Below are 16,489 nucleotides of genomic sequence, written 5' to 3'. Positions count from 1 at the left end.
TTGCGGTGACCTGCACAATGAGGTCCAGCAACTTCACAGCTCGGGAGGTCGGACATGTATCTCGCGGCGCAGGGTGACACCTGGGGCATCCCCGGACCGGCCTTCCTCGTCCTCTATCTCACCGTGACCATCGCGGTGATGATCCTCGCGGCGATCCACCGGCGGATCCTGTTCGCCGGCGACCGGCGCGTCGCGGTGGACCGGCTCGGCCCGCAGCAGATCGCCTACCTCACCGGCGGCGAGCACCTGGCCGTCTACGCCGCCCTGGGCGGCCTGCGCGCCGCCGGCGCGATCGCCGGCGGCACCGGCAAGACGCTCTACCAGTCGGGCCCGCTGCCCGCCGGCGTCACCCCGCTGGACAACGCGATCTACAACGCGGCCGGCCGGCAGATCCGGGCCCGCGAGCTCACCGGCGACCAGTGGGTCGTCGCGGCCGTCCGGCAGCTGCGCGAGGGCCTGGAGGCGCAGGGCCTCGCGGTGACCCCGGCCCGGCTCAAGGCCGCCCGGATGTGGGCCGTGGCCGGCGCGGCCCTGGTCCTGCTCGGCGTGGGCCGCCTGGTCGACGGCGTGCAGAACGACAAGCCCGTCGGCTTCCTGGTGGTGGCCCTCGCGGTCGCGGCCTTCGCCACCATCCGGCTGCTGACCCGCAAACGGCGCGCCACCCACGCCGCCGACAAGGGGCTGCGCGCGGTGCGCACGCAGTACGCCTACCTCGCGCCGAGCCAGGCGCCGTCCTACGCGACCTACGGCGCGACCGGCGCGGCGATGGGCGTGGCCCTCTACGGCACGGCGGCGCTCTACACGATGGACCCGGCCTTCGCCGCCGGGGCGGGGATCCAGCGGATCCAGGCGGCCGGGACCCCCTCCGGCGGCGACTCGGGCAGCACCTCCTACTCCTGCAGCAGCGGCAGCAGTTGCAGCAGTGGCAGCTCGTGCGGTGGCGGGGGCGGGTGCGGCGGCGGCGGGTGCGGCGGATGACCGCGTACGGGGTGGGCATCGGCTGGCGCCCCGAGATCGCCGGCTTCGTCGCCCAGCTGCCCGGCCTGCGCTTCGCCGAGGTGGTGGCCGAGTCCGTGCACGCCCACGGCGACCTGCCGGTGGGGCTGGCCGAGCTGCGCGAGCGCGGCGTGGCCGTCGTGCCGCACGGGGTGAAGCTGTCGCTGGGCGGCGCCGAGCCGGTCGAGCCGGCCCGGGTCACGCATCTGGCGGCGGTCGCCGAACGGCTGGGCGCGCCGCTGGTCAGCGAGCACATCGCGTACGTGCGGGCGGGCGGCGTCGAGGCCGGGCACCTGCTGCCCGTCCCCCGCAGCCGCGAGGCGGTCGACGCGATCGTCGCCAACGTCCGGCGGACCCGGGCGGAGCTGTCGGTGCCGATCGCGCTGGAGCCGATCGCGGCGCTGTTCGACTGGCCCGACGACGAGCTGGACGAGGGCGCGTTCCTCACCGAGATCCTGGAACGCACGGACGCCCTGCTGCTGCTGGACGTGGCCAACGTGTACGCCAACGCCCGCAACCGCGGCACCGACCCACTGGCCCTGCTGGACAGCGTGCCGCTGGAACGGGTCGCGTACGTGCACGTGGCCGGCGGGGCCGAGCACGACGGGATCTACCACGACACCCACACCGACGCCGTACCGCAGCCGGTGCTCGACCTGATCACCGAGCTGTGCGCCCGACGCCGGCCGCCCGCGCTGATGCTGGAACGCGACGGCGACTACCCGGCGGCGGCGGAGCTGCGCGGCGAGCTGGACGCCATCGCGGCGGCCTCCGGCTATCCGGCCGTGACATGACGTCGCTGGCCGACCGCCAGGCCGAGCTCGTGGCCGCGCTCACCGCCGGGGCCGCCGTGCCGCCGGGCTTCGACGCCCGGCTGGTCGAGGCGGCCCGGGTCGCGCTGCTGCGCAAGCGGGCCGGCGAGGTCGCGCGGCAGTGGCCGGAGCTGGCGCACGGGCTCGGCGCCGGCTGGGTGCGGCAGTTCGCGGCGTGGGCCGCGACGCGGCCGACCCGCGGCTCCCTGCGCGACGGCTGGGACCTGGCTCGCGACCTGGCCGCGCGGCGGGAGCTGCCGCCCGCGGCCGGCGCGGAGCTGGCCACCCGCGAGGCGGTCCTGGTCTACGACGGCGAGCGGGCCCCGCGGCCCCGCCGGTGGCCGGCCGTGCGCGGCGCGGCCGGCTCGGTGGTCGTCCAGGTCGCCGGCCGGGTACGCGTCCTGCGCCGCGGCTAGCGCTGTTCAGCCTTCCCGGCGCGCCGGACGCCGCCGGAGCACTCGGCCCGCAGGGCCAGCTCCAGCTCGAAGCGCAGCCCCGGGTCGCGCAGCTGCTCCCCGAACAGGTCGGTCAGCCGGCGCAGGCGGTGGCGCACCGTCTGCGGATGGACGTGCAGGTGGGCGGCCACCTCGTTGGCGTTCTGGTTGCACCGCAGCCAGGCCAGCAGCGTCTCGGCGAGCAGCCGCCGCTTGTCCTCGCGCAACCCGGCCAGCGGCGCGAGCCGGCGTTCGCCGAGCGCGGCGAGCAGCGCCTCGTCCTGGAAGACGGCGAGCGTGGCCAGGTGGTCGCCGCACCAGAGGAGGCGCCGGCACGGCAGGTGTCCCCGGCCGGCCAGCTCCAGGGCCAGCCGGGCCCAGCGCAGCGACCGGGCGGCGTGCTCCGGCGCCACCGGCAGCCCCACCGCGGCCCGGTGCCGGGCCAGGCCGTTGACCAGCGCCCGCACCTGGGCCCGGCCCTCGGGGTCGGGAACGATCAGGTACGGCTCGGCGTCGTCGCACGCGGACAGGATCTCCGGGGCCAGCAGCGGCGGCCGGGCCGGCGGACCGGCCGCGGCCAGCGCCACGACGGCCAGCCGGCGCGGCAGCCGCCAGTGCGCTCCCGCGGCGGCCGCGGCCAGCGCCCGTGGCGCGGGCGGCGGGTCGGCGACCAGCAGCTCGGCCAGGCGGCGCCGGCGCCGGTCGCGCTCGCCGGCGCTGTCCTCCTGCGCCCGCGCGTAGCCCTCGGCCGACACCCGGGCGATCTCGTCGATGTTGTCGAAGATGGCCTCGGCCAGCCAGGCCACCGCGGCCGGCGGCAGCCCGTGGCGGGCGGCGAAGGCCCGCAGCCGCCGGCTGGCCACCCGGGCGCAGATCCGGACGGCCGCGTGCAGCGCCTCCAGGCTGCGTCCGGCGCGCAGCTCGGTGGCGCCCAGCGCGCGGTAGACCTCCCGCCAGTCGCCGGCCCGGGCCGGTCCGGCCCGCGCGCCCCGGCCGACGTGCTGGTCCAGCATCTCGACGTACCGGCGCAGGGCGAGGTCGACGCCGCGGCGCAGGGCCTCGGACGGGTGCGCGCCGGCGTCCGGCGCGTACTCGGGCACCTGCTCCCGGATCCGGCCCACCATCTCCTCGGCCGACCCGAGGATGTCGGCGCGCAGCAGCTCGACGGTCGCGGCCTCGGTGCCGCCCGCCGACCCGGCGATGATCGCGTGGTTCGACAGCCGCATACAGCGATGGTCGTCGATTCTCGGCGGCGTGACCACCCCCGGTGGCAGCGGGCGGACGCGCACCGCGGTGACACTTCCGGGCGCCGACATCAGCACCTCGGTGACTACTGCCGGTCCCGCCCGCCTCGTTAGCTTCGGGCCTCCACCAGCCCTCCCGAGAAGCAGAGGTGATCCCATGCGCGTTTCCCTGCCCGGCCGCGCCCGCGTCCTGCTCGCCGCCGCGCTGCTGTCCGCCGGCGCCGCAGTGGTGGCGGCCGCCCCGGCCGCGGCCGCCGCGCCGTGCGCCGAGGTCGACGTGGTCGTGGCGCGCGGCACCGCCGAGCCCGGCCGGCTGGGCCTGATCGTCGGCGACCCCGTGTTCGCCGCGATCCAGCGGCGGGCCGACGACACGACGCTGACCAGCCACGCCGTCGAATACCCGGCCAGCGTCAGCCCGACGTCGCCGACCGCCGGCAACCGGGCGCTGGTCCAGCACGTCACCGACCAGGCGGGCGCCTGTCCCGGCCAGCGGTTCGTCCTGGTCGGCTACTCCCAGGGCGCCAACGTGGTGGGCAACTCGCTCGGCATCAGCTCCCAGGGCGCGAGCGTCGGCGGGCCGGTGGTGGCCACCATCCCCGCGGCGATCCAGCCGCGGGTGGCGGCCGTGCTGGTGTTCGGGTACCCGCTGCGCAAGCTGGGCCGCGGCATCACCGGCGTCTACGCGGAGCGGACCCTGGACATCTGCGCCACCGGCGACGTCGTGTGCGACCCGAGGGGCACCAGCGTGCTGGCTCACCTGAGCTACACCGCCGACGCCGGGCGGGCGGCCGACTTCGCGGTCGGCCGGCTGTAGGGCGCACGGGGCGGGGCCCGGCCGGATGGCCGGGCCCCGCGCTGCCGGGGTGGTCAGCCCAGGGCGGCCGGGGCCCGGTCGATGAAGCCCAGGACCGTACGGATCCGCCCGTCCGGCCCCAGCTCCGCCACGTCGAAGCCGGCCACCACCGGCTCCTGTCCCGCCGGACCCAGGTGCCAGGTGAACCGGGCCTGCTCGTGGTGGGCGTCCACCGGGCCGCCGGGCGTGAAGACGTACCCCGGGAACTGCCCCTGCACGGCGCCGATCAGGCCGTCCAGCGCGGCGTGGCCCGCCACGGCCGCCACCGGGTCGACGTAGCGGACGTCGTCGGCGAAGACGTCCGCGACGGCGGCACGGCGGCGGCCGGGGTCCGTCTCGTTCCAGGCGGCCAGGTAGTGCTGCACCACGGCTTCGAAGTCACTCATGTCTGTTCCCCTCGCTCGGTCGGGTGGTCTGCCGCCACCACCGTCGCCCGCCGCCGGTAGTCCGGTCGATTACCCGGCAGGTAATACCCGGCAGGTAATCGGCGGGCCGCGGGCCGATACCTACCATCGGGGCATGAGCGACGTGGGGGTGCTGCTGCGCGGGTGGCGCGGCAACCGCCGGCTGAGCCAGCTCCAGCTCGCCGGCCGGGCCGGGGTGTCGGCGCGGCACCTGTCGTTCGTGGAGACCGGCCGGGCCCGTCCGACCCGGGAGATGATCCTGCGGTTGGCCGAGGAGCTGGCCGTACCGTTGCGCGCCCGCAATGCGCTGCTGCTGGCCGGCGGGTTCGCACCCGCCTATCCCGAGGGTGATCTCCGCGGCCCGGGCCTGGCCGCCGTGCTGGCATCGCTGCGGGCCGTGCTGGCCGGGCACGAGCCGTATCCGGCGGTCCTGATCGACCGGCACTGGACCCTGGTCGACGCCAACGCGGGGGTGCCGCTGCTGACCGCGGGCGCGGCCCCCGAGCTGCTGGAACCGCCGGTCAACGTGCTGCGGCTGTCGTTGCACCCGGACGGCATGGCGCCGCGGATCCGGAACCTGGGCGAGTGGCGCGCGCACATCCTGCACCGGCTGGACCGCCAGGCGCTGGCCACCGGCGATCCGGTGCTGCGCTCGCTGCACGACGAGCTGCTGGCCCTGCCCGGCGGGTCGGCCGCGGCCCGGACGGACGGCCTGGTCGTGCCGCTGCGGTACGCCGTCGACGGCCGCGAGCTGTCCTTCTTCAGCGTCACGTCGGTGCTCGGCACCCCGCTGGACGTCACCCTGGACGAGCTGGCCGTCGAGTCGTTCCTGCCGGCGGACGCGGCCACCGCCGACTTCCTGCGCGCCCGGTGACGACGCGACCGGCGCGCGGGTGGCAGGATCGGCGGCATGGATCTCGGGCTCGCTGACCGCGTCTTCGTCCTCACCGGCGCCTCGAGGGGCCTCGGTCTCGCCACCGCCCGGGCGCTGGTCGCCGACGGGGCCAAGGTGGTCATCTCGTCGCGCTCGCAGGAGGCGGTCGACGCGGCCGTTGCCACGCTCGGCGACGGCGCGGCCGGGGTGGTCGCGGACCTGACCGAGCCGGGCACGCCGGAGCTGCTGGTGCGCGCCGCGCGGGAACGGTTCGGCCGGCTCGACGGCGCGCTGATCTCGGTGGGCGGCCCGGCCCGCGGCACGGCCGCGGAGATGACCGACGACCAGTGGCGCGCGGCGTTCGAGACGGTCTTCCTGGGCACGGTACGGGCGGCGCGCACGGTCGCGGCCGCGCTGACCGAGGGCGGGGCGATCGCCCTGGTCCTGTCCACCTCGGCGCGGACCCCGATCGCCGGGCTGGGCCTGTCCAACGGGCTGCGGCCCGGGCTGGCGGGGGCCGCGAAGGACATGGCCGACCAGTACGCCCCCCGCGGCGTCCGGGTGGTGAGCCTGCTGCCGGGCCGGATCATGACCGACCGCAACCGGGAGCTGTTCGACGCCACCGGGAACGCCGAGGCGGCCGCGGCCGAGGCGGCGGCCGCGGTCCCGCTGGGCCGGCTGGGCGAGCCGGAGGAGTTCGGCCGGGTGGCGGCCTTCGTGCTGTCGCCCGCGGCGAGCTACCTGACCGGCCTGACCATCCCCGTCGACGGCGGCGCGCTGCGGACGCTGTGAACGCGCCCGGCGAGCCGGACGCCGATCGATAGGCTGGGCGGATGCTGTCCGCCGTGCCGCCGCCCGCGTTCCGGCCGCCGACGGCCGACGAGGTCGCCGCCGCCGCCAACCGCACGATCCCCGACCTGGTCGGGCCGGGCCTGCGGGTGCTGTTCTCCGGCATCAACCCGAGCCTGTACTCGGCCGCCACCGGCCATCACTTCGCCCGCCCCGGCAACCGGTTCTGGCCCGCGCTGCACCGGGCGGGCTTCACCCCGGCGCTGCTGCACCCGTCCGAGCAAGGCACGCTGCCGGGGCTCGGCCTGGGCATCACCAACGTCGTGGCCCGGGCGACCGCCCGCGCGGACGAGCTGTCCCCGGCGGAGCTGGTCGCCGGCGGCCGGCTGCTGACGCAACTGGTGACGACGTGGCAGCCGCGGTACCTCGCCGTGCTGGGCGTGACGGCGTACCGTGCGGCCTTCGGCCGGCCCAAGGCCCGGATCGGCCCGCAGGAGGAGACCGTCGGCGGGGTGCCGGTGTGGGTGCTGCCGAACCCGAGCGGCCTCAACGCACACTTCGATCTTCAGGGACTCTCCACCGAGTACGCCCGGCTGCGGCATGCTGTGTCCGATCCACCTGCCGACCGGCCCGAAGGAGACCGCCCATGACGCCGGCAGAACAGCGCCCCGTCCTCTCCTTGATGCTCGCCGTGCCGGACGCGACAGCGGCCGCGCGATGGTACGCGGAGGCACTCGGCGCCACCGAGCTGTGGAACCTCGGCGGGGTCGTCGGGTTGACGGTCGGCGGAGCCCCGTTCTTCCTCGGTGAACCGGAGCACAACGGCTGGGACACCCCGGCCGCCGCCGGCACCAGAACGGTGCGCGTCGAGGTCTTCGTGGACGATCCCGACGCCTTCATCGCCCGCGCGGTGGCGGCCGGAGCCGACGGCAGCGTCGACCAGATCCGCGACCACGACATGCCCTGGGGCGTCCACCGCCAGGGCGGCTTCCTGGACCCGTTCGGTCACCTGTGGCTGGTCGGCGACAGGTCACCGCTCACGGCACACCGGGAATCACCGTCAGCCCCTCCAGCGGGCTGAACGCGCACTACACGGTGAACACCCCGGCCGCGGCGTACGCCAAGCTGCGGGAGGCGGCGGACCGGTGACCGGCGTGGCCCGGCCGCACCGCCGTGGCTCCGGCGCACCGCCGTGGCTCCGGGCGCACCGCCGTGGCCCGGCCGAAAGCCAGGTCAGCGGGGGCACTGACCTGACCTCCGGCGGCATCCGGGGTGCTTCCCACGCCCCACTCTCCAAGACGGAGCTGGACCCCCATTAGTTGCATCGGCCGCACATTCGGCGGATCGCCGCTGCGCCGACCGCCGGGCACGACCCCCGCCGGGCGTCGTCCGGCGTACGCGTAGGGTCGGCGCGTGCTGACCGCCGGAGTCGACCTCGCCGCCGACCCGGTCGGCACCGCCATCGCGGCCGTGGCCTGGTCCGCCTCCGGCGCCGAGGTGCGGCTCGTCGCCGTGCCCGCGGACGACGACGCGATCGTCGAGCTGGCCGGGCGGGCCGCCAAGACCGGCATCGACTGCCCGCTGGGCTGGCCGGACGAGTTCGTCGCGTTCGTCAGCGCGCACCGCGCCGGCCCGGCGCCGGTCCCCGCGGACGTGGCGGCCAAGCAGTGGCGGCGCCGGCTGGCCTGGCGGCACACCGACGAGGTGGCCCGCCGGATGACCGGCCTGGTGCCGCTGAGCGTGTCCGCGGACCGCATCGGGCACACCGCCATGCGCTGCGCGGCGCTGCAGACCCGCCTGGCCCGGGCCGGGCGCGACGTCGACCGCAGCGGCGCCGGCGCCGTCGTGGAGGTCTATCCCGCCGCCTCGCTCAAGGTGTGGGGGCTGCCCTGGCGCGGCTACAAGACCGCCGGCAACCGGGCCGCGCTCGGCGTCGTCGTCGACCGGCTGCAGCAGGCCGCGCCCTGGCTCGATCTGGGCGACCACGAGCAGCTGTGCCGGCGCAGCGACCACGCGTTGGACGCCGTCGTCGCGGCGCTGACCGCGCGGGCCGCCGTACGGGATCAGGTCGGCCGGCCCGGCGAGCGGGAGCTGGCCGCCGCCCGGACCGAGGGCTGGATCGCGATCCCCACCGCGGCCCTGGCCGGCCTGCCGGGATAAAGCGGATGTGCGGACCGGCCGGGATGCCTAGGGTGGCGCCGATGACAATTTCTCATGACGTGGCCGGCGACGGCCCCACGGTGGTTCTGCTGCATTCGACGGTGTGCGACCGGCGGATGTGGGACTCCCAGGTTCCGGTGCTGGCCGAGGCGGGCTACAGGGTGGTGCGCTGTGACTTCCGGGGCTTCGGCGACACGCCGGTGCCGGACCGGTCGACCAGCGACGCCGATGACGTGATCGCACTGCTGGACGCGCTCGGTGCGGACCGGGTGGCGCTGGTCGGGGCGTCCGGCGGGGGCCGGGTCGGGCTGGAGATCGCGGCCGGCCGACCCGGGCGGGTGACCGAGCTGGCCCTGCTGTGCACGGCGTGGCCGGGCCGCGAGCGCAGCGCCGAGCTGCGGGCCTTCGGCGAGCGCGAGGATGCCCTGATCGAGGCGGGCGACATCGCCGGGGCGACCGAGCTCAACGTGGACCTGTGGGTCGGTCCGGCGGCCGACGAGGCCACCCGCGACAAGGTACGCCGGATGCAGCGGCACGCCTTCGACGTGCAGCTGGCCGCCACCGAGGAATTCCCGCCGCTGCGCACCGAGCCGGACCCCGCGGCGGTCACCGCCCGGACACTGCTCGTCTCGGGCGCGCACGACGTCATCGACTTCCGGGAGACCGCCGCCGACCTGGCGACACGCATCCCCGGCGCCCGGCACGTCGAGCTGGCCTGGGCCGGTCACCTGCCCAGCCTGGAACGGCCCGACGAGGTGAACGCCCTGCTGCTCGACTTCCTCCGGGGCGCCTGACCCCGGCGGCCCGCGGCCGCGACTCCCGCCCCGCGGCGGACTTCGCACGGCGTGGATGCCGCCGGCCGGCTTGCTCAGGGCTCGATCGGGTGCGGGACCGGGACGACGATCTGCTCGGTCGCCTCCGCGTAGGGCATGCCCGGACTGTCGCTCACGGCGAACTGGGTGCGGTACAGCTCCGCGTACAGGCCGCCGGCGGTGACCAGTTCGCTGTGCCGGCCGCGCTCCACGATGCGGCCGTCGTCGAGGACCAGGATCTGGTCGGCGTCGCGGACCGTGGACAGGCGGTGGGCGATGACCAGCGCGGTCCGGCCCTCCAGCGCCACGGTCAGGGCACGCTGCACGGCGGCCTCGGACTCGCTGTCCAGGTGGGCCGTCGCCTCGTCCAGGATCACGATCGACGGGTGCTTGAGCAGCAGCCGGGCGATCGCGATGCGCTGCTTCTCACCGCCGGAGAAGCGATAGCCACGCTCCCCCACCACCGTGTCGAGCCCTTCGGGCAGCGAGCGGACCAGCTCGGCGACCTGGGCTCCGCGCAACGCCTCCCACATCTGCTCCTCGGTGGCCTCCGGCCGCGCGTAGCGCAGGTTCTCGGCGATCGTCTCGTGGAACAGGTGCGAGTCCTGAGTGACGACGCCGATGGTGTCGCGCAACGACTCCAGGGTGGCGTCGCGCACGTCGACCCCACCGACGCGGACGGCGCCCTCGGTGACGTCGTAGACCCGGGAGACCAGCATGGACGTGGTGGACTTGCCGGCGCCGGACGGGCCGACCAGCGCGACCATCTGGCCCGGCTCGACGGTGAAGTCGACGCCGCGCAGCACCGGCGCGTTCTCCGTGCGGTCGAGGGCGGTCACGTCCTCCAGGGTCGCCAGCGACACCTCGTCCGCGCTCGGGTAGCGGAAGTGCACGTCGCGGAACTCGAGCCGGCCCGAGCCGGCCGGGATCGCCACCGCGTCCGGCTTCTCCTCGATGCCCGGCTTGAGGTCGAGCACCTCGAAGACCCGGTCGAACGAGACCAGCGCGCTCATCACGTCGACCCGCACGTTGCTCAGCGCGGTGAGCGGGCCGTAGAGGCGGGTCAGCAGCAACGCCAGGGTGACCACGGTGCCGGCGGTGACGCTGCCGGTGACCGCCAGCCAGCCGCCGAGCCCGTAGGTCAGCGCCTGGGCCAGCGACGCGACGAGCAGCATGGCCACGAAGAAGGTGCGGGAGAACATGGCCTGCTGCACGCCGATGTCGCGGACCCGCTGGGCCCGTTCGCCGAACCGCGCGGCCTCGGTGTCGGGCCGGCCGAAGAGCTTGACCAGCAGGGCGCCGGAGACGTTGAAGCGCTCGGTCATGGTCGCGTTCATCTTCGCGTCCAGGTTGTACGACTCGCGGGTGATCTCGGCGAGCTTCTTGCCGACCCGGCGCGCGGGGATGATGAACACCGGCAGCAGCACCAGCGACAGCACGGTGATCTGCCAGGACAGGCTGAACATCACGGCCGCGGTCAGCACGAGCTGGATCACGTTGCTGACCACGCCGGACAGGGTGGACGTGAACGCCCGCTGGGCTCCGGTGACGTCGTTGTTGAGCCGGCTGACCAGCGCGCCGGTCTGGGTCCGGGTGAAGAACTGCAGCGGCATGCGCTGGACGTGGTCGTAGACCTGGGTGCGCAGGTCGAGGATGATGCCCTCGCCGATGCGCGCGGAATACCACCGCTGGGCCAGCGACAGGAAGGCGTCGACGACCGCCAGCCCGGCGATCATGAAGGCGAGCCTGACGACCGTCGCGGCGGCGTCGGCTCCCCCGGCGGTGATCGCGTTGACCACGTGACCGGCGAGCACCGGGGTGGCGACGCCGATGGTGGCGGCGAACACCACGGTGATCAGGAAGACGATGATGTCGCGGCGGTAGGGCCGGGCGAAGCGCAGGATGCGCTTCGTCGTGCCCCGGCTGAGCTGGTGCTGCGACACGCGCTCGGAATTCTGGATCGAGCGCAGCATCATCCAACTGGAGCCGCTGGAGTTCGGGCCCATGCGTCACCTCCCGGGCGTCTGTGGCAGGGGACAGTCTGCCCGCTGGGTATGACAACCCGAGAGGTAACCGGTTTCTTCCGTAACGGTCCTTACTCGGCGCCCATCAGGTCGCGCAGGCGGCGGGTCTGCGCCTCCCGCTCGGCCCGGTCCTGCTCGGCGTACGAGCGGCCGGTCGCCCCGGCCAGCAGGGCCTTGATCTCCGCGACGGCGCCCTGATCGGCGGCGAGCACCGCCGCGGCCAGGTCGGATACCGCCCCGGCGAGCTCGGCGCCCGGCACGACCGCGGTGGCCAGGCCGATCCGGTCGGCCTCCGGCGCCGCGATCCGGCGGCCGGTGACGCAGATCTCCAGCGCCCGCGACGGCCCGACCAGCTCGGTCAGCCGCTTGGTGCCGCCGAGGTCCGGCACGAGCCCGAGGGTCACCTCGGCCATCGAGAACCGGGCGTCGTCGGCCAGCACCCGGAAGTCGCAGTTGAGCGCGAGCTGAAATCCGGCCCCGATGGCGTGGCCCTGCACGGCGGCGATGGTGACCAGCGAGGGCCGGCGCAACCAGGTGAACGCTTCCTGGAAGCCGGCAATCCGTTCCGCGCACTCCGCGGGGGACAACGCGGCCAGTTGCGGCAACGAAGAATCGCCGTCGCCGCGGGCAACCGACAAGTCGAGTCCGGCGGAAAAGGACCGCCCTTCACCACGGACAATGACCACTCGCACGTCCCCCGGCATTTTCCGGGAAATGTCGGTGAGCTCCGACCACATGGCCGGAGTCTGTGCATTGAGCACATCGGGCCGGCACAACGTCACCGTCGCGACCGGCCCGTCCTGGTCATACCGAACGCCTGCTTCGGTCCCGGGTGATGCGCTGGTGGTCACGCCTTCTTGCGACGGCGGGCGCCGCCGCGCTGGCGAAGCTGGACGCCCGACTCGGTGAGCACCCGGTGCACGAATCCGTAGGACCGCCCGGTGGAGGCGGCCAGCGCGCGAATGCTCTCGCCGGAGGTGTATCGCTTCACCAGGTCTTTGGCCAGCGTCTGGCGCTCGCTCCCGACGATTCGGCGACCCTTCTCAGTGCTGGTGGCTGTGCCGGTGGCTGCCATGTTGAATCCTCACGTCCCAGACTGTGCGGTTCGATACGGTCCCACCTATTAGACCGCCTCCAACGATCATGCGCTAGGTATCTCGGCTTAGCCAACGTGCCCAATTACCACTGTCAGGAACCCGACGGTGACCATGCGCATCAATGTCAGACAGTTGCCTCGACGCCCGCATCGGGCCGGCGAACCGCCGCCGGAGAGCGTTTACCGGACGTCCGTACCGTTCCGCCCGGTGGCCCCGGCGGCGTCCCAAGACCACCCGTTGAGCTGCACAAACATCAACTACACGGTGGACGGACAACGATGTCACGCAGCGTCGATGCAGCGTGTACGAAGAGATGCGATCAGCGGTCCGAGCGGGCCACCGCAGCGCGCCGGAGCGCGCTGGGAGCCGCCCGGGGCACGCCCGGAGCCGCGCCGGAGTCGCACTGTCTGTGTGGGCACCAGTTGACAAGCGACGATGCCGTTGATCCTGGATCAAGCGATGGCGATCATGCCAGCTCGACGAGCTCCAGCAGGTCGTCGCTCCACGCGTCCTCGTCGCCGTCGGGCAGCAGGATCGCCCGGTCCGGCTTCAGCGCCTGCACGGCCCCCGCGTCGTGGGTGACCAGCACGATCGCCCCCGGGTAGTTGGCGATGGCGTCCAGCACCTGCTCGCGGCTGACCGGGTCGAGGTTGTTGGTCGGCTCGTCCAGCAGCAGCACGTTGGCGCCCGAACAGACCAGCGTGGCCAGCGCCAGCCGGGTCTTCTCCCCGCCGGAGAGCACGCCGGCCGGCTTGTCGACGTCGTCGCCGGAGAAGAGGAACGCGCCCAGGATCTTGCGCAGCTCCGTGTCGGTCTGCTCGGCCCCGGCGCTGCGCATGTGCTCCAGGATCGTGCGGTCCACGTCCAGCGTCTCGTGCTCCTGGGCGTAGTAGCCGAGCCGCAGCCCGTGCCCGGCGCGCACCTCGCCGGTGTCCGACTGCAAGTGCCCGCCGAGGATCCGCAGCAGGGTGGTCTTGCCCGCGCCGTTCAGCCCGAGGATGGCGACCCGGGAGCCGCGGTCCACCGCCACGTCCACGTCGGCGAAGATCTCCAGCGAGCCGTACGACTTCGACAGCCCGTGCCCGGTCAGCGGGGTCTTGCCGCAGGGCGCCGGGCTCGGGAAGCGGACCTTGGCCACCTTGTCGGAGGTCCGCACGTCCTCCAGGCCGTCCAGCAGCTTGTTGGCCCGCTTGGCCATGTTCTGCGCGGCCACGGTCTTGGTGGCCTTGGCCCGCATCTTGTCGGCCTGGGCCAGCAGCGCGCCGGCCTTCTTCTCGGCGTTGGCGCGCTCGCGGCGGCGCCGGCGCTCATCGGTCTCCCGCTGGGCCAGGTACGTCTTCCAGCCGACGTTGTACATGTCGACCTCGGCGCGGTTGGCGTCGAGATACCAGACCCGGTTGACCACCGCGTCCAGCAGGTCGACGTCGTGGCTGATCACGATCAGGCCACCCTTGTGGTTGGCGATGTAGCCGCGCAGCCAGGTGATCGAGTCCTGGTCCAGGTGGTTGGTCGGCTCGTCGAGCAGCAGGATGCCCTTGCCGTTCTGGCCGGAATTCTGGAACAGGATGCGGGCCAGCTCGATGCGCCGGCGCTGGCCGCCGGACAGGGTGCCGATGGTCTGGGCCAGGGCGCGGTCGGGCAGGCCGAGGTTGGAGCAGATCCGGGCGGCCTCGGCCTCGGCGGCGTACCCGCCCAGGCTGGCGAACTGGTCCTCGAGCTGACCGTAGCGGCGGATCAGCTTCTCGTCGGCGCTCTCCTCGAGCTCCACCTCGAGCTTCTGCATCTGCGACAAGAGCACGTCCAGGCCGCGGGCGGAGAGCACCCGGTCGCGGGCGGTGACGTTGAGGTCACCGGTGCGGGGGTCCTGCGGCAGGTAGCCGACCTCGCTGGTGCGGGTGACCTCACCCGCGTACGGCTGGCCCTCGCCGGCCAGGACCTTCAGCGTGGTGGTCTTGCCGGCGCCGTTGCGGCCGACCAGGCCGATCCGGTCGCCGGGCTGCACCCGTAGGGTGGTCGGGGAGATGAGGATCCGGGAGCCGGCGCGCAGTTCGAGTCCGGTGGCGGTAATCATGGGGAAGCGTCTCGCTCTCGAGGAAGAAGGCTGGCTCAGGGCACACGGAAGCGCCGAGGAGGATCGGTGAGATCCCGCTCGGCGCGGGGCAGTCAGCCTTCGCAGAGCAGCACGCGTCAAGTGTACCGGGCGCCCGCCCCGGCCTCCCACCCGATTAGCGGGCGCGCACACCGGGTACGACTGCGCCACACGTGGTGGACGCGCGAGCGAGGATGCGATGGAACTCAACGAGAACGCCAGGATCGACACCAGTCAGATCGACGACCAGCGTTCCTCCGGCGGAGGCGGCGGCGGGATCGGCGGGCTGCCCATCGGTGGCGGAGGTCTCACCGGCATCATCGTGACGGTGCTGATCGCCGTCGTCGGCGGCTTCTTCGGCATCAACAACCTGACCGGCGATGACGGCGCGAGCACCCAGACGGGCGACAACACGTCCCTGACGCAGAAGTGCTCCCAGGCCAGCGGCCGCGACCAGCTCGACTGCCGCAACGTGCTGTACGTCAACTCGATCCAGGACTACTGGGTGGAGGCGCTGCCGGCGAACTTCGGCGAACAGTACAAGCCGGCCAAGACGGTGCTGTTCTCCAAGGCGGTCCGCACCGGCTGCGGCAACGCCGACTCCGGCGTCGGCCCGTTCTACTGCCCCGCCGACGACCGGGTGTACATCGACCTGACCTTCTACCAGGTGCTGGCCAAGCAGCTGGGCGCGCCGGGCGAGTTCGCCCAGCCGTACGTCCTGGCCCACGAATACGGCCACCACATCCAGGACCTGATCGGCACGGAAGCGGCGATGCGCCGCGAGCAGCAGCGCTCCCCCGACGACGCCAACGAGCTGTCGGTCAAGCTGGAACTGCAGGCCGACTGCTACGCCGGGGCCTGGGCGAAGAACGCGACCGGCACCGATGACGGATCGGGCCAGAAGATCTTCAAGAGCATCAGCCAGCAGGACATCCAGGAGGGCCTGGACACGGCGGCCAAGATCGGCGACGACACGCTGCAGAAGCAGAGCGGCGGCACGGTGAACCCGGCCGAATTCACCCACGGCACCAGCGCGCAGCGCCAGCAGTGGTTCAAGACGGGGTACGAGTCGGGCTCGCCGAAGAACTGCGACACGTTCGCGGCCGGGGCGATCAGCTGATCTAGATCAAGTTCCGGTCGTGCGTGGGTGCATGGTGCTGACCGTCGCTCCCGCCGAACGCGAGGTTCGTGCTTTTCACCCATCTGGTTTGGGCTTGGGGCGGGGATGTTCCTGCGCAGGGCGATCAGGTTTTGATTGCCGTGTGGGATGTTCCCGCCCTTGACTCTGTAGTGGGCGCGGATTTCGAGTTGCCCGGCTTTCGTTGCCGCTGCCGCTGCCATTTGCGACGCGGCGTCCGGGAGGTCGCAGAGCCCAGCGCCACCGTTCGCTGAGCGCTGCCACCCAGGCAGGCACGCAGCACCCAGGCACGCGGCCGCGGGCACGCGCACCTCGCAGGGGCGCCTTGCCGTGGCGATTCGTCCGCCACTGGATCTTGATGCGCTGGAGCCCAGGAAACCCACGCAACTCCCCAAGATCCGCGTGGCCGTCGGGCGGGCGCATAGGCCGCGGGGTGATGGGCGGCGGCGGGCGTCCTACGGGCGCGGCGGCGCGCTGGCCGGAACGTGCGCTGCGTCCGCGCAGCCCGCGGTACGTGCACTTGCCGGCCAGCGCAGCGCGCTGGCCGTGCACTCGCGGGACGCGCAGCTCAGAGGGGCGCCTCGCCGTGGCGATTCGATCGCCGCGGCATCTTGATGCGATCGGACCGCGGAAGCCTGCTCAGCTTCCCAAGATCCGCATGGCAGCAGGCCGGCGCATGGCCGCCGGCTCGCCGCGCGGGTGGCGGGCCGTCGCGGGAGGCGGCGGGGTCGTGGCGGTGGCGGTGGCGGCGCGGCAGTGCCGG

General features: G+C 73.7%; 17 protein-coding genes. 11 read left to right on the top strand and 6 right to left on the bottom strand.

Going from position 1 to position 16,489, the window contains the following annotated elements:
* Positions 1-54: 54 nt before the first annotated feature.
* From Ani05nite_RS01240 to Ani05nite_RS01230, 3 genes are read left to right on the top strand one after another with little or no spacing between them, the layout of a single operon-like run.
* The gene (locus Ani05nite_RS01240; protein ID WP_203763186.1) at positions 55-978 is read left to right on the top strand and encodes a TIGR04222 domain-containing membrane protein; all 924 of its coding nucleotides are present in this window, start codon (positions 55-57) and stop codon (positions 976-978) included.
* Positions 975-1,790 carry an MbnB/TglH/ChrH family RiPP precursor modification enzyme gene (locus Ani05nite_RS01235; protein WP_203763183.1) on the top strand — a complete coding sequence of 272 codons (816 nt, stop codon included), beginning with the start codon at positions 975-977 and terminating at the stop codon, positions 1,788-1,790. The genes Ani05nite_RS01240 and Ani05nite_RS01235 overlap by 4 nt, the downstream gene beginning before the upstream one ends.
* On the top strand, positions 1,787-2,224 hold the full coding sequence (locus Ani05nite_RS01230) for an SCO6045 C-terminal-like domain-containing protein (RefSeq protein ID WP_203763180.1): 438 nt from the start codon (positions 1,787-1,789) through the stop codon (positions 2,222-2,224). Before Ani05nite_RS01235 ends, Ani05nite_RS01230 begins: the two co-directional genes overlap by 4 nt.
* Here Ani05nite_RS01230 and Ani05nite_RS01225 read toward each other — a convergent pair.
* Positions 2,221-3,468 carry a PucR family transcriptional regulator gene (locus Ani05nite_RS01225; RefSeq protein WP_203763177.1) on the bottom strand — a complete coding sequence of 416 codons (1,248 nt, stop codon included), beginning with the start codon at positions 3,466-3,468 and terminating at the stop codon, positions 2,221-2,223. The genes Ani05nite_RS01230 and Ani05nite_RS01225 overlap by 4 nt on opposite strands.
* A 175-nt stretch (positions 3,469-3,643) precedes the next feature.
* Here Ani05nite_RS01225 and Ani05nite_RS01220 point away from each other — a divergent pair, with 175 nt between their 5' ends.
* Positions 3,644-4,300, top strand: coding sequence for a cutinase family protein (locus Ani05nite_RS01220; protein WP_203763174.1), 657 nt, complete (start codon positions 3,644-3,646; stop codon positions 4,298-4,300).
* Between the two features lie 53 nt (positions 4,301-4,353).
* Here the strand turns inward: Ani05nite_RS01220 and Ani05nite_RS01215 are convergent, their stop codons facing one another.
* A complete protein-coding gene (locus tag Ani05nite_RS01215; protein ID WP_203763170.1) occupies positions 4,354-4,725 on the bottom strand; it encodes a nuclear transport factor 2 family protein in 372 nt (123 codons plus the stop codon).
* Between the two features lie 133 nt (positions 4,726-4,858).
* Between Ani05nite_RS01215 and Ani05nite_RS01210 the strand changes: the two genes are divergently transcribed.
* From Ani05nite_RS01210 to Ani05nite_RS01185, 6 genes are all read left to right on the top strand, one after another.
* On the top strand, positions 4,859-5,617 hold the full coding sequence (locus Ani05nite_RS01210) for a helix-turn-helix domain-containing protein (RefSeq protein WP_203763167.1): 759 nt from the start codon (positions 4,859-4,861) through the stop codon (positions 5,615-5,617).
* A 36-nt stretch (positions 5,618-5,653) separates the two neighbouring features.
* The gene (locus Ani05nite_RS01205; protein ID WP_203763164.1) at positions 5,654-6,409 is read left to right on the top strand and encodes an SDR family oxidoreductase; all 756 of its coding nucleotides are present in this window, start codon (positions 5,654-5,656) and stop codon (positions 6,407-6,409) included.
* Positions 6,410-6,450: 41 nt separating this feature from the next.
* Positions 6,451-7,056, top strand: coding sequence for a G/U mismatch-specific DNA glycosylase (mug, locus tag Ani05nite_RS01200; protein WP_203763161.1), 606 nt, complete (start codon positions 6,451-6,453; stop codon positions 7,054-7,056).
* Positions 7,053-7,487: a VOC family protein gene (locus tag Ani05nite_RS01195; RefSeq protein ID WP_203763158.1), complete on the top strand. Its 435-nt coding sequence runs from the start codon at positions 7,053-7,055 to the stop codon at positions 7,485-7,487. Before mug ends, Ani05nite_RS01195 begins: the two co-directional genes overlap by 4 nt.
* A 332-nt stretch (positions 7,488-7,819) precedes the next feature.
* A complete protein-coding gene (locus Ani05nite_RS01190; protein ID WP_203763155.1) occupies positions 7,820-8,566 on the top strand; it encodes a DUF429 domain-containing protein in 747 nt (248 codons plus the stop codon).
* A 41-nt stretch (positions 8,567-8,607) separates the two neighbouring features.
* Complete coding sequence (locus Ani05nite_RS01185; RefSeq protein ID WP_203763152.1) at positions 8,608-9,360, top strand: alpha/beta fold hydrolase; 753 nt, start codon at positions 8,608-8,610, stop codon at positions 9,358-9,360.
* A gap of 74 nt (positions 9,361-9,434) precedes the next feature.
* Here Ani05nite_RS01185 and Ani05nite_RS01180 read toward each other — a convergent pair whose 3' ends face one another.
* The 4 genes from Ani05nite_RS01180 to Ani05nite_RS01165 form a co-directional block, all read right to left on the bottom strand.
* Positions 9,435-11,384: an ABC transporter ATP-binding protein gene (locus Ani05nite_RS01180; RefSeq protein ID WP_203763149.1), complete on the bottom strand. Its 1,950-nt coding sequence runs from the start codon at positions 11,382-11,384 to the stop codon at positions 9,435-9,437.
* 89 nt (positions 11,385-11,473) lie between these two features.
* Positions 11,474-12,253: an enoyl-CoA hydratase/isomerase family protein gene (locus Ani05nite_RS01175; protein WP_203763146.1), complete on the bottom strand. Its 780-nt coding sequence runs from the start codon at positions 12,251-12,253 to the stop codon at positions 11,474-11,476.
* On the bottom strand, positions 12,250-12,477 hold the full coding sequence (locus Ani05nite_RS01170; RefSeq protein WP_015620263.1) for a helix-turn-helix domain-containing protein: 228 nt from the start codon (positions 12,475-12,477) through the stop codon (positions 12,250-12,252). The genes Ani05nite_RS01175 and Ani05nite_RS01170 overlap by 4 nt, the downstream gene beginning before the upstream one ends.
* Positions 12,478-12,965: 488 nt before the next feature.
* Positions 12,966-14,570: an ABC-F family ATP-binding cassette domain-containing protein gene (locus Ani05nite_RS01165; protein WP_203763143.1), complete on the bottom strand. Its 1,605-nt coding sequence runs from the start codon at positions 14,568-14,570 to the stop codon at positions 12,966-12,968.
* A 217-nt stretch (positions 14,571-14,787) separates the two neighbouring features.
* On the opposite strand from Ani05nite_RS01165, the gene ypfJ reads away from it, so the two are divergent.
* Positions 14,788-15,708: a KPN_02809 family neutral zinc metallopeptidase gene (gene ypfJ / locus Ani05nite_RS01160; protein ID WP_203763140.1), complete on the top strand. Its 921-nt coding sequence runs from the start codon at positions 14,788-14,790 to the stop codon at positions 15,706-15,708.
* Positions 15,709-16,489: the final 781 nt, after the last annotated feature.

Source organism: Actinoplanes nipponensis (assembly GCF_016862275.1).
GTDB lineage: Bacteria > Actinomycetota > Actinomycetes > Mycobacteriales > Micromonosporaceae > Actinoplanes > Actinoplanes nipponensis.
This window is presented reverse-complemented; position numbering and strand designations above follow the sequence as displayed.

What these genes read in the sequence shown, in the direction of transcription:
- Ani05nite_RS01240 (WP_203763186.1), top strand. Translation starts at nt 55, where the DNA reads ATGTATCTCGCGGCGCAGGGTGACACCTGGGGCATCCCCGGACCGGCC.
- Ani05nite_RS01235 (WP_203763183.1), top strand. Translation starts at nt 975, where the DNA reads ATGACCGCGTACGGGGTGGGCATCGGCTGGCGCCCCGAGATCGCCGGC.
- Ani05nite_RS01230 (WP_203763180.1), top strand. Translation starts at nt 1,787, where the DNA reads ATGACGTCGCTGGCCGACCGCCAGGCCGAGCTCGTGGCCGCGCTCACC.
- Ani05nite_RS01225 (WP_203763177.1), bottom strand. Translation starts at nt 3,468, where the DNA reads ATGCGGCTGTCGAACCACGCGATCATCGCCGGGTCGGCGGGCGGCACC.
- Ani05nite_RS01220 (WP_203763174.1), top strand. Translation starts at nt 3,644, where the DNA reads ATGCGCGTTTCCCTGCCCGGCCGCGCCCGCGTCCTGCTCGCCGCCGCG.
- Ani05nite_RS01215 (WP_203763170.1), bottom strand. Translation starts at nt 4,725, where the DNA reads ATGAGTGACTTCGAAGCCGTGGTGCAGCACTACCTGGCCGCCTGGAAC.
- Ani05nite_RS01210 (WP_203763167.1), top strand. Translation starts at nt 4,859, where the DNA reads ATGAGCGACGTGGGGGTGCTGCTGCGCGGGTGGCGCGGCAACCGCCGG.
- Ani05nite_RS01205 (WP_203763164.1), top strand. Translation starts at nt 5,654, where the DNA reads ATGGATCTCGGGCTCGCTGACCGCGTCTTCGTCCTCACCGGCGCCTCG.
- mug (WP_203763161.1), top strand. Translation starts at nt 6,451, where the DNA reads ATGCTGTCCGCCGTGCCGCCGCCCGCGTTCCGGCCGCCGACGGCCGAC.
- Ani05nite_RS01195 (WP_203763158.1), top strand. Translation starts at nt 7,053, where the DNA reads ATGACGCCGGCAGAACAGCGCCCCGTCCTCTCCTTGATGCTCGCCGTG.
- Ani05nite_RS01185 (WP_203763152.1), top strand. Translation starts at nt 8,608, where the DNA reads ATGACAATTTCTCATGACGTGGCCGGCGACGGCCCCACGGTGGTTCTG.
- Ani05nite_RS01180 (WP_203763149.1), bottom strand. Translation starts at nt 11,384, where the DNA reads ATGGGCCCGAACTCCAGCGGCTCCAGTTGGATGATGCTGCGCTCGATC.
- Ani05nite_RS01170 (WP_015620263.1), bottom strand. Translation starts at nt 12,477, where the DNA reads ATGGCAGCCACCGGCACAGCCACCAGCACTGAGAAGGGTCGCCGAATC.
- Ani05nite_RS01165 (WP_203763143.1), bottom strand. Translation starts at nt 14,570, where the DNA reads ATGATTACCGCCACCGGACTCGAACTGCGCGCCGGCTCCCGGATCCTC.
- ypfJ (WP_203763140.1), top strand. Translation starts at nt 14,788, where the DNA reads ATGGAACTCAACGAGAACGCCAGGATCGACACCAGTCAGATCGACGAC.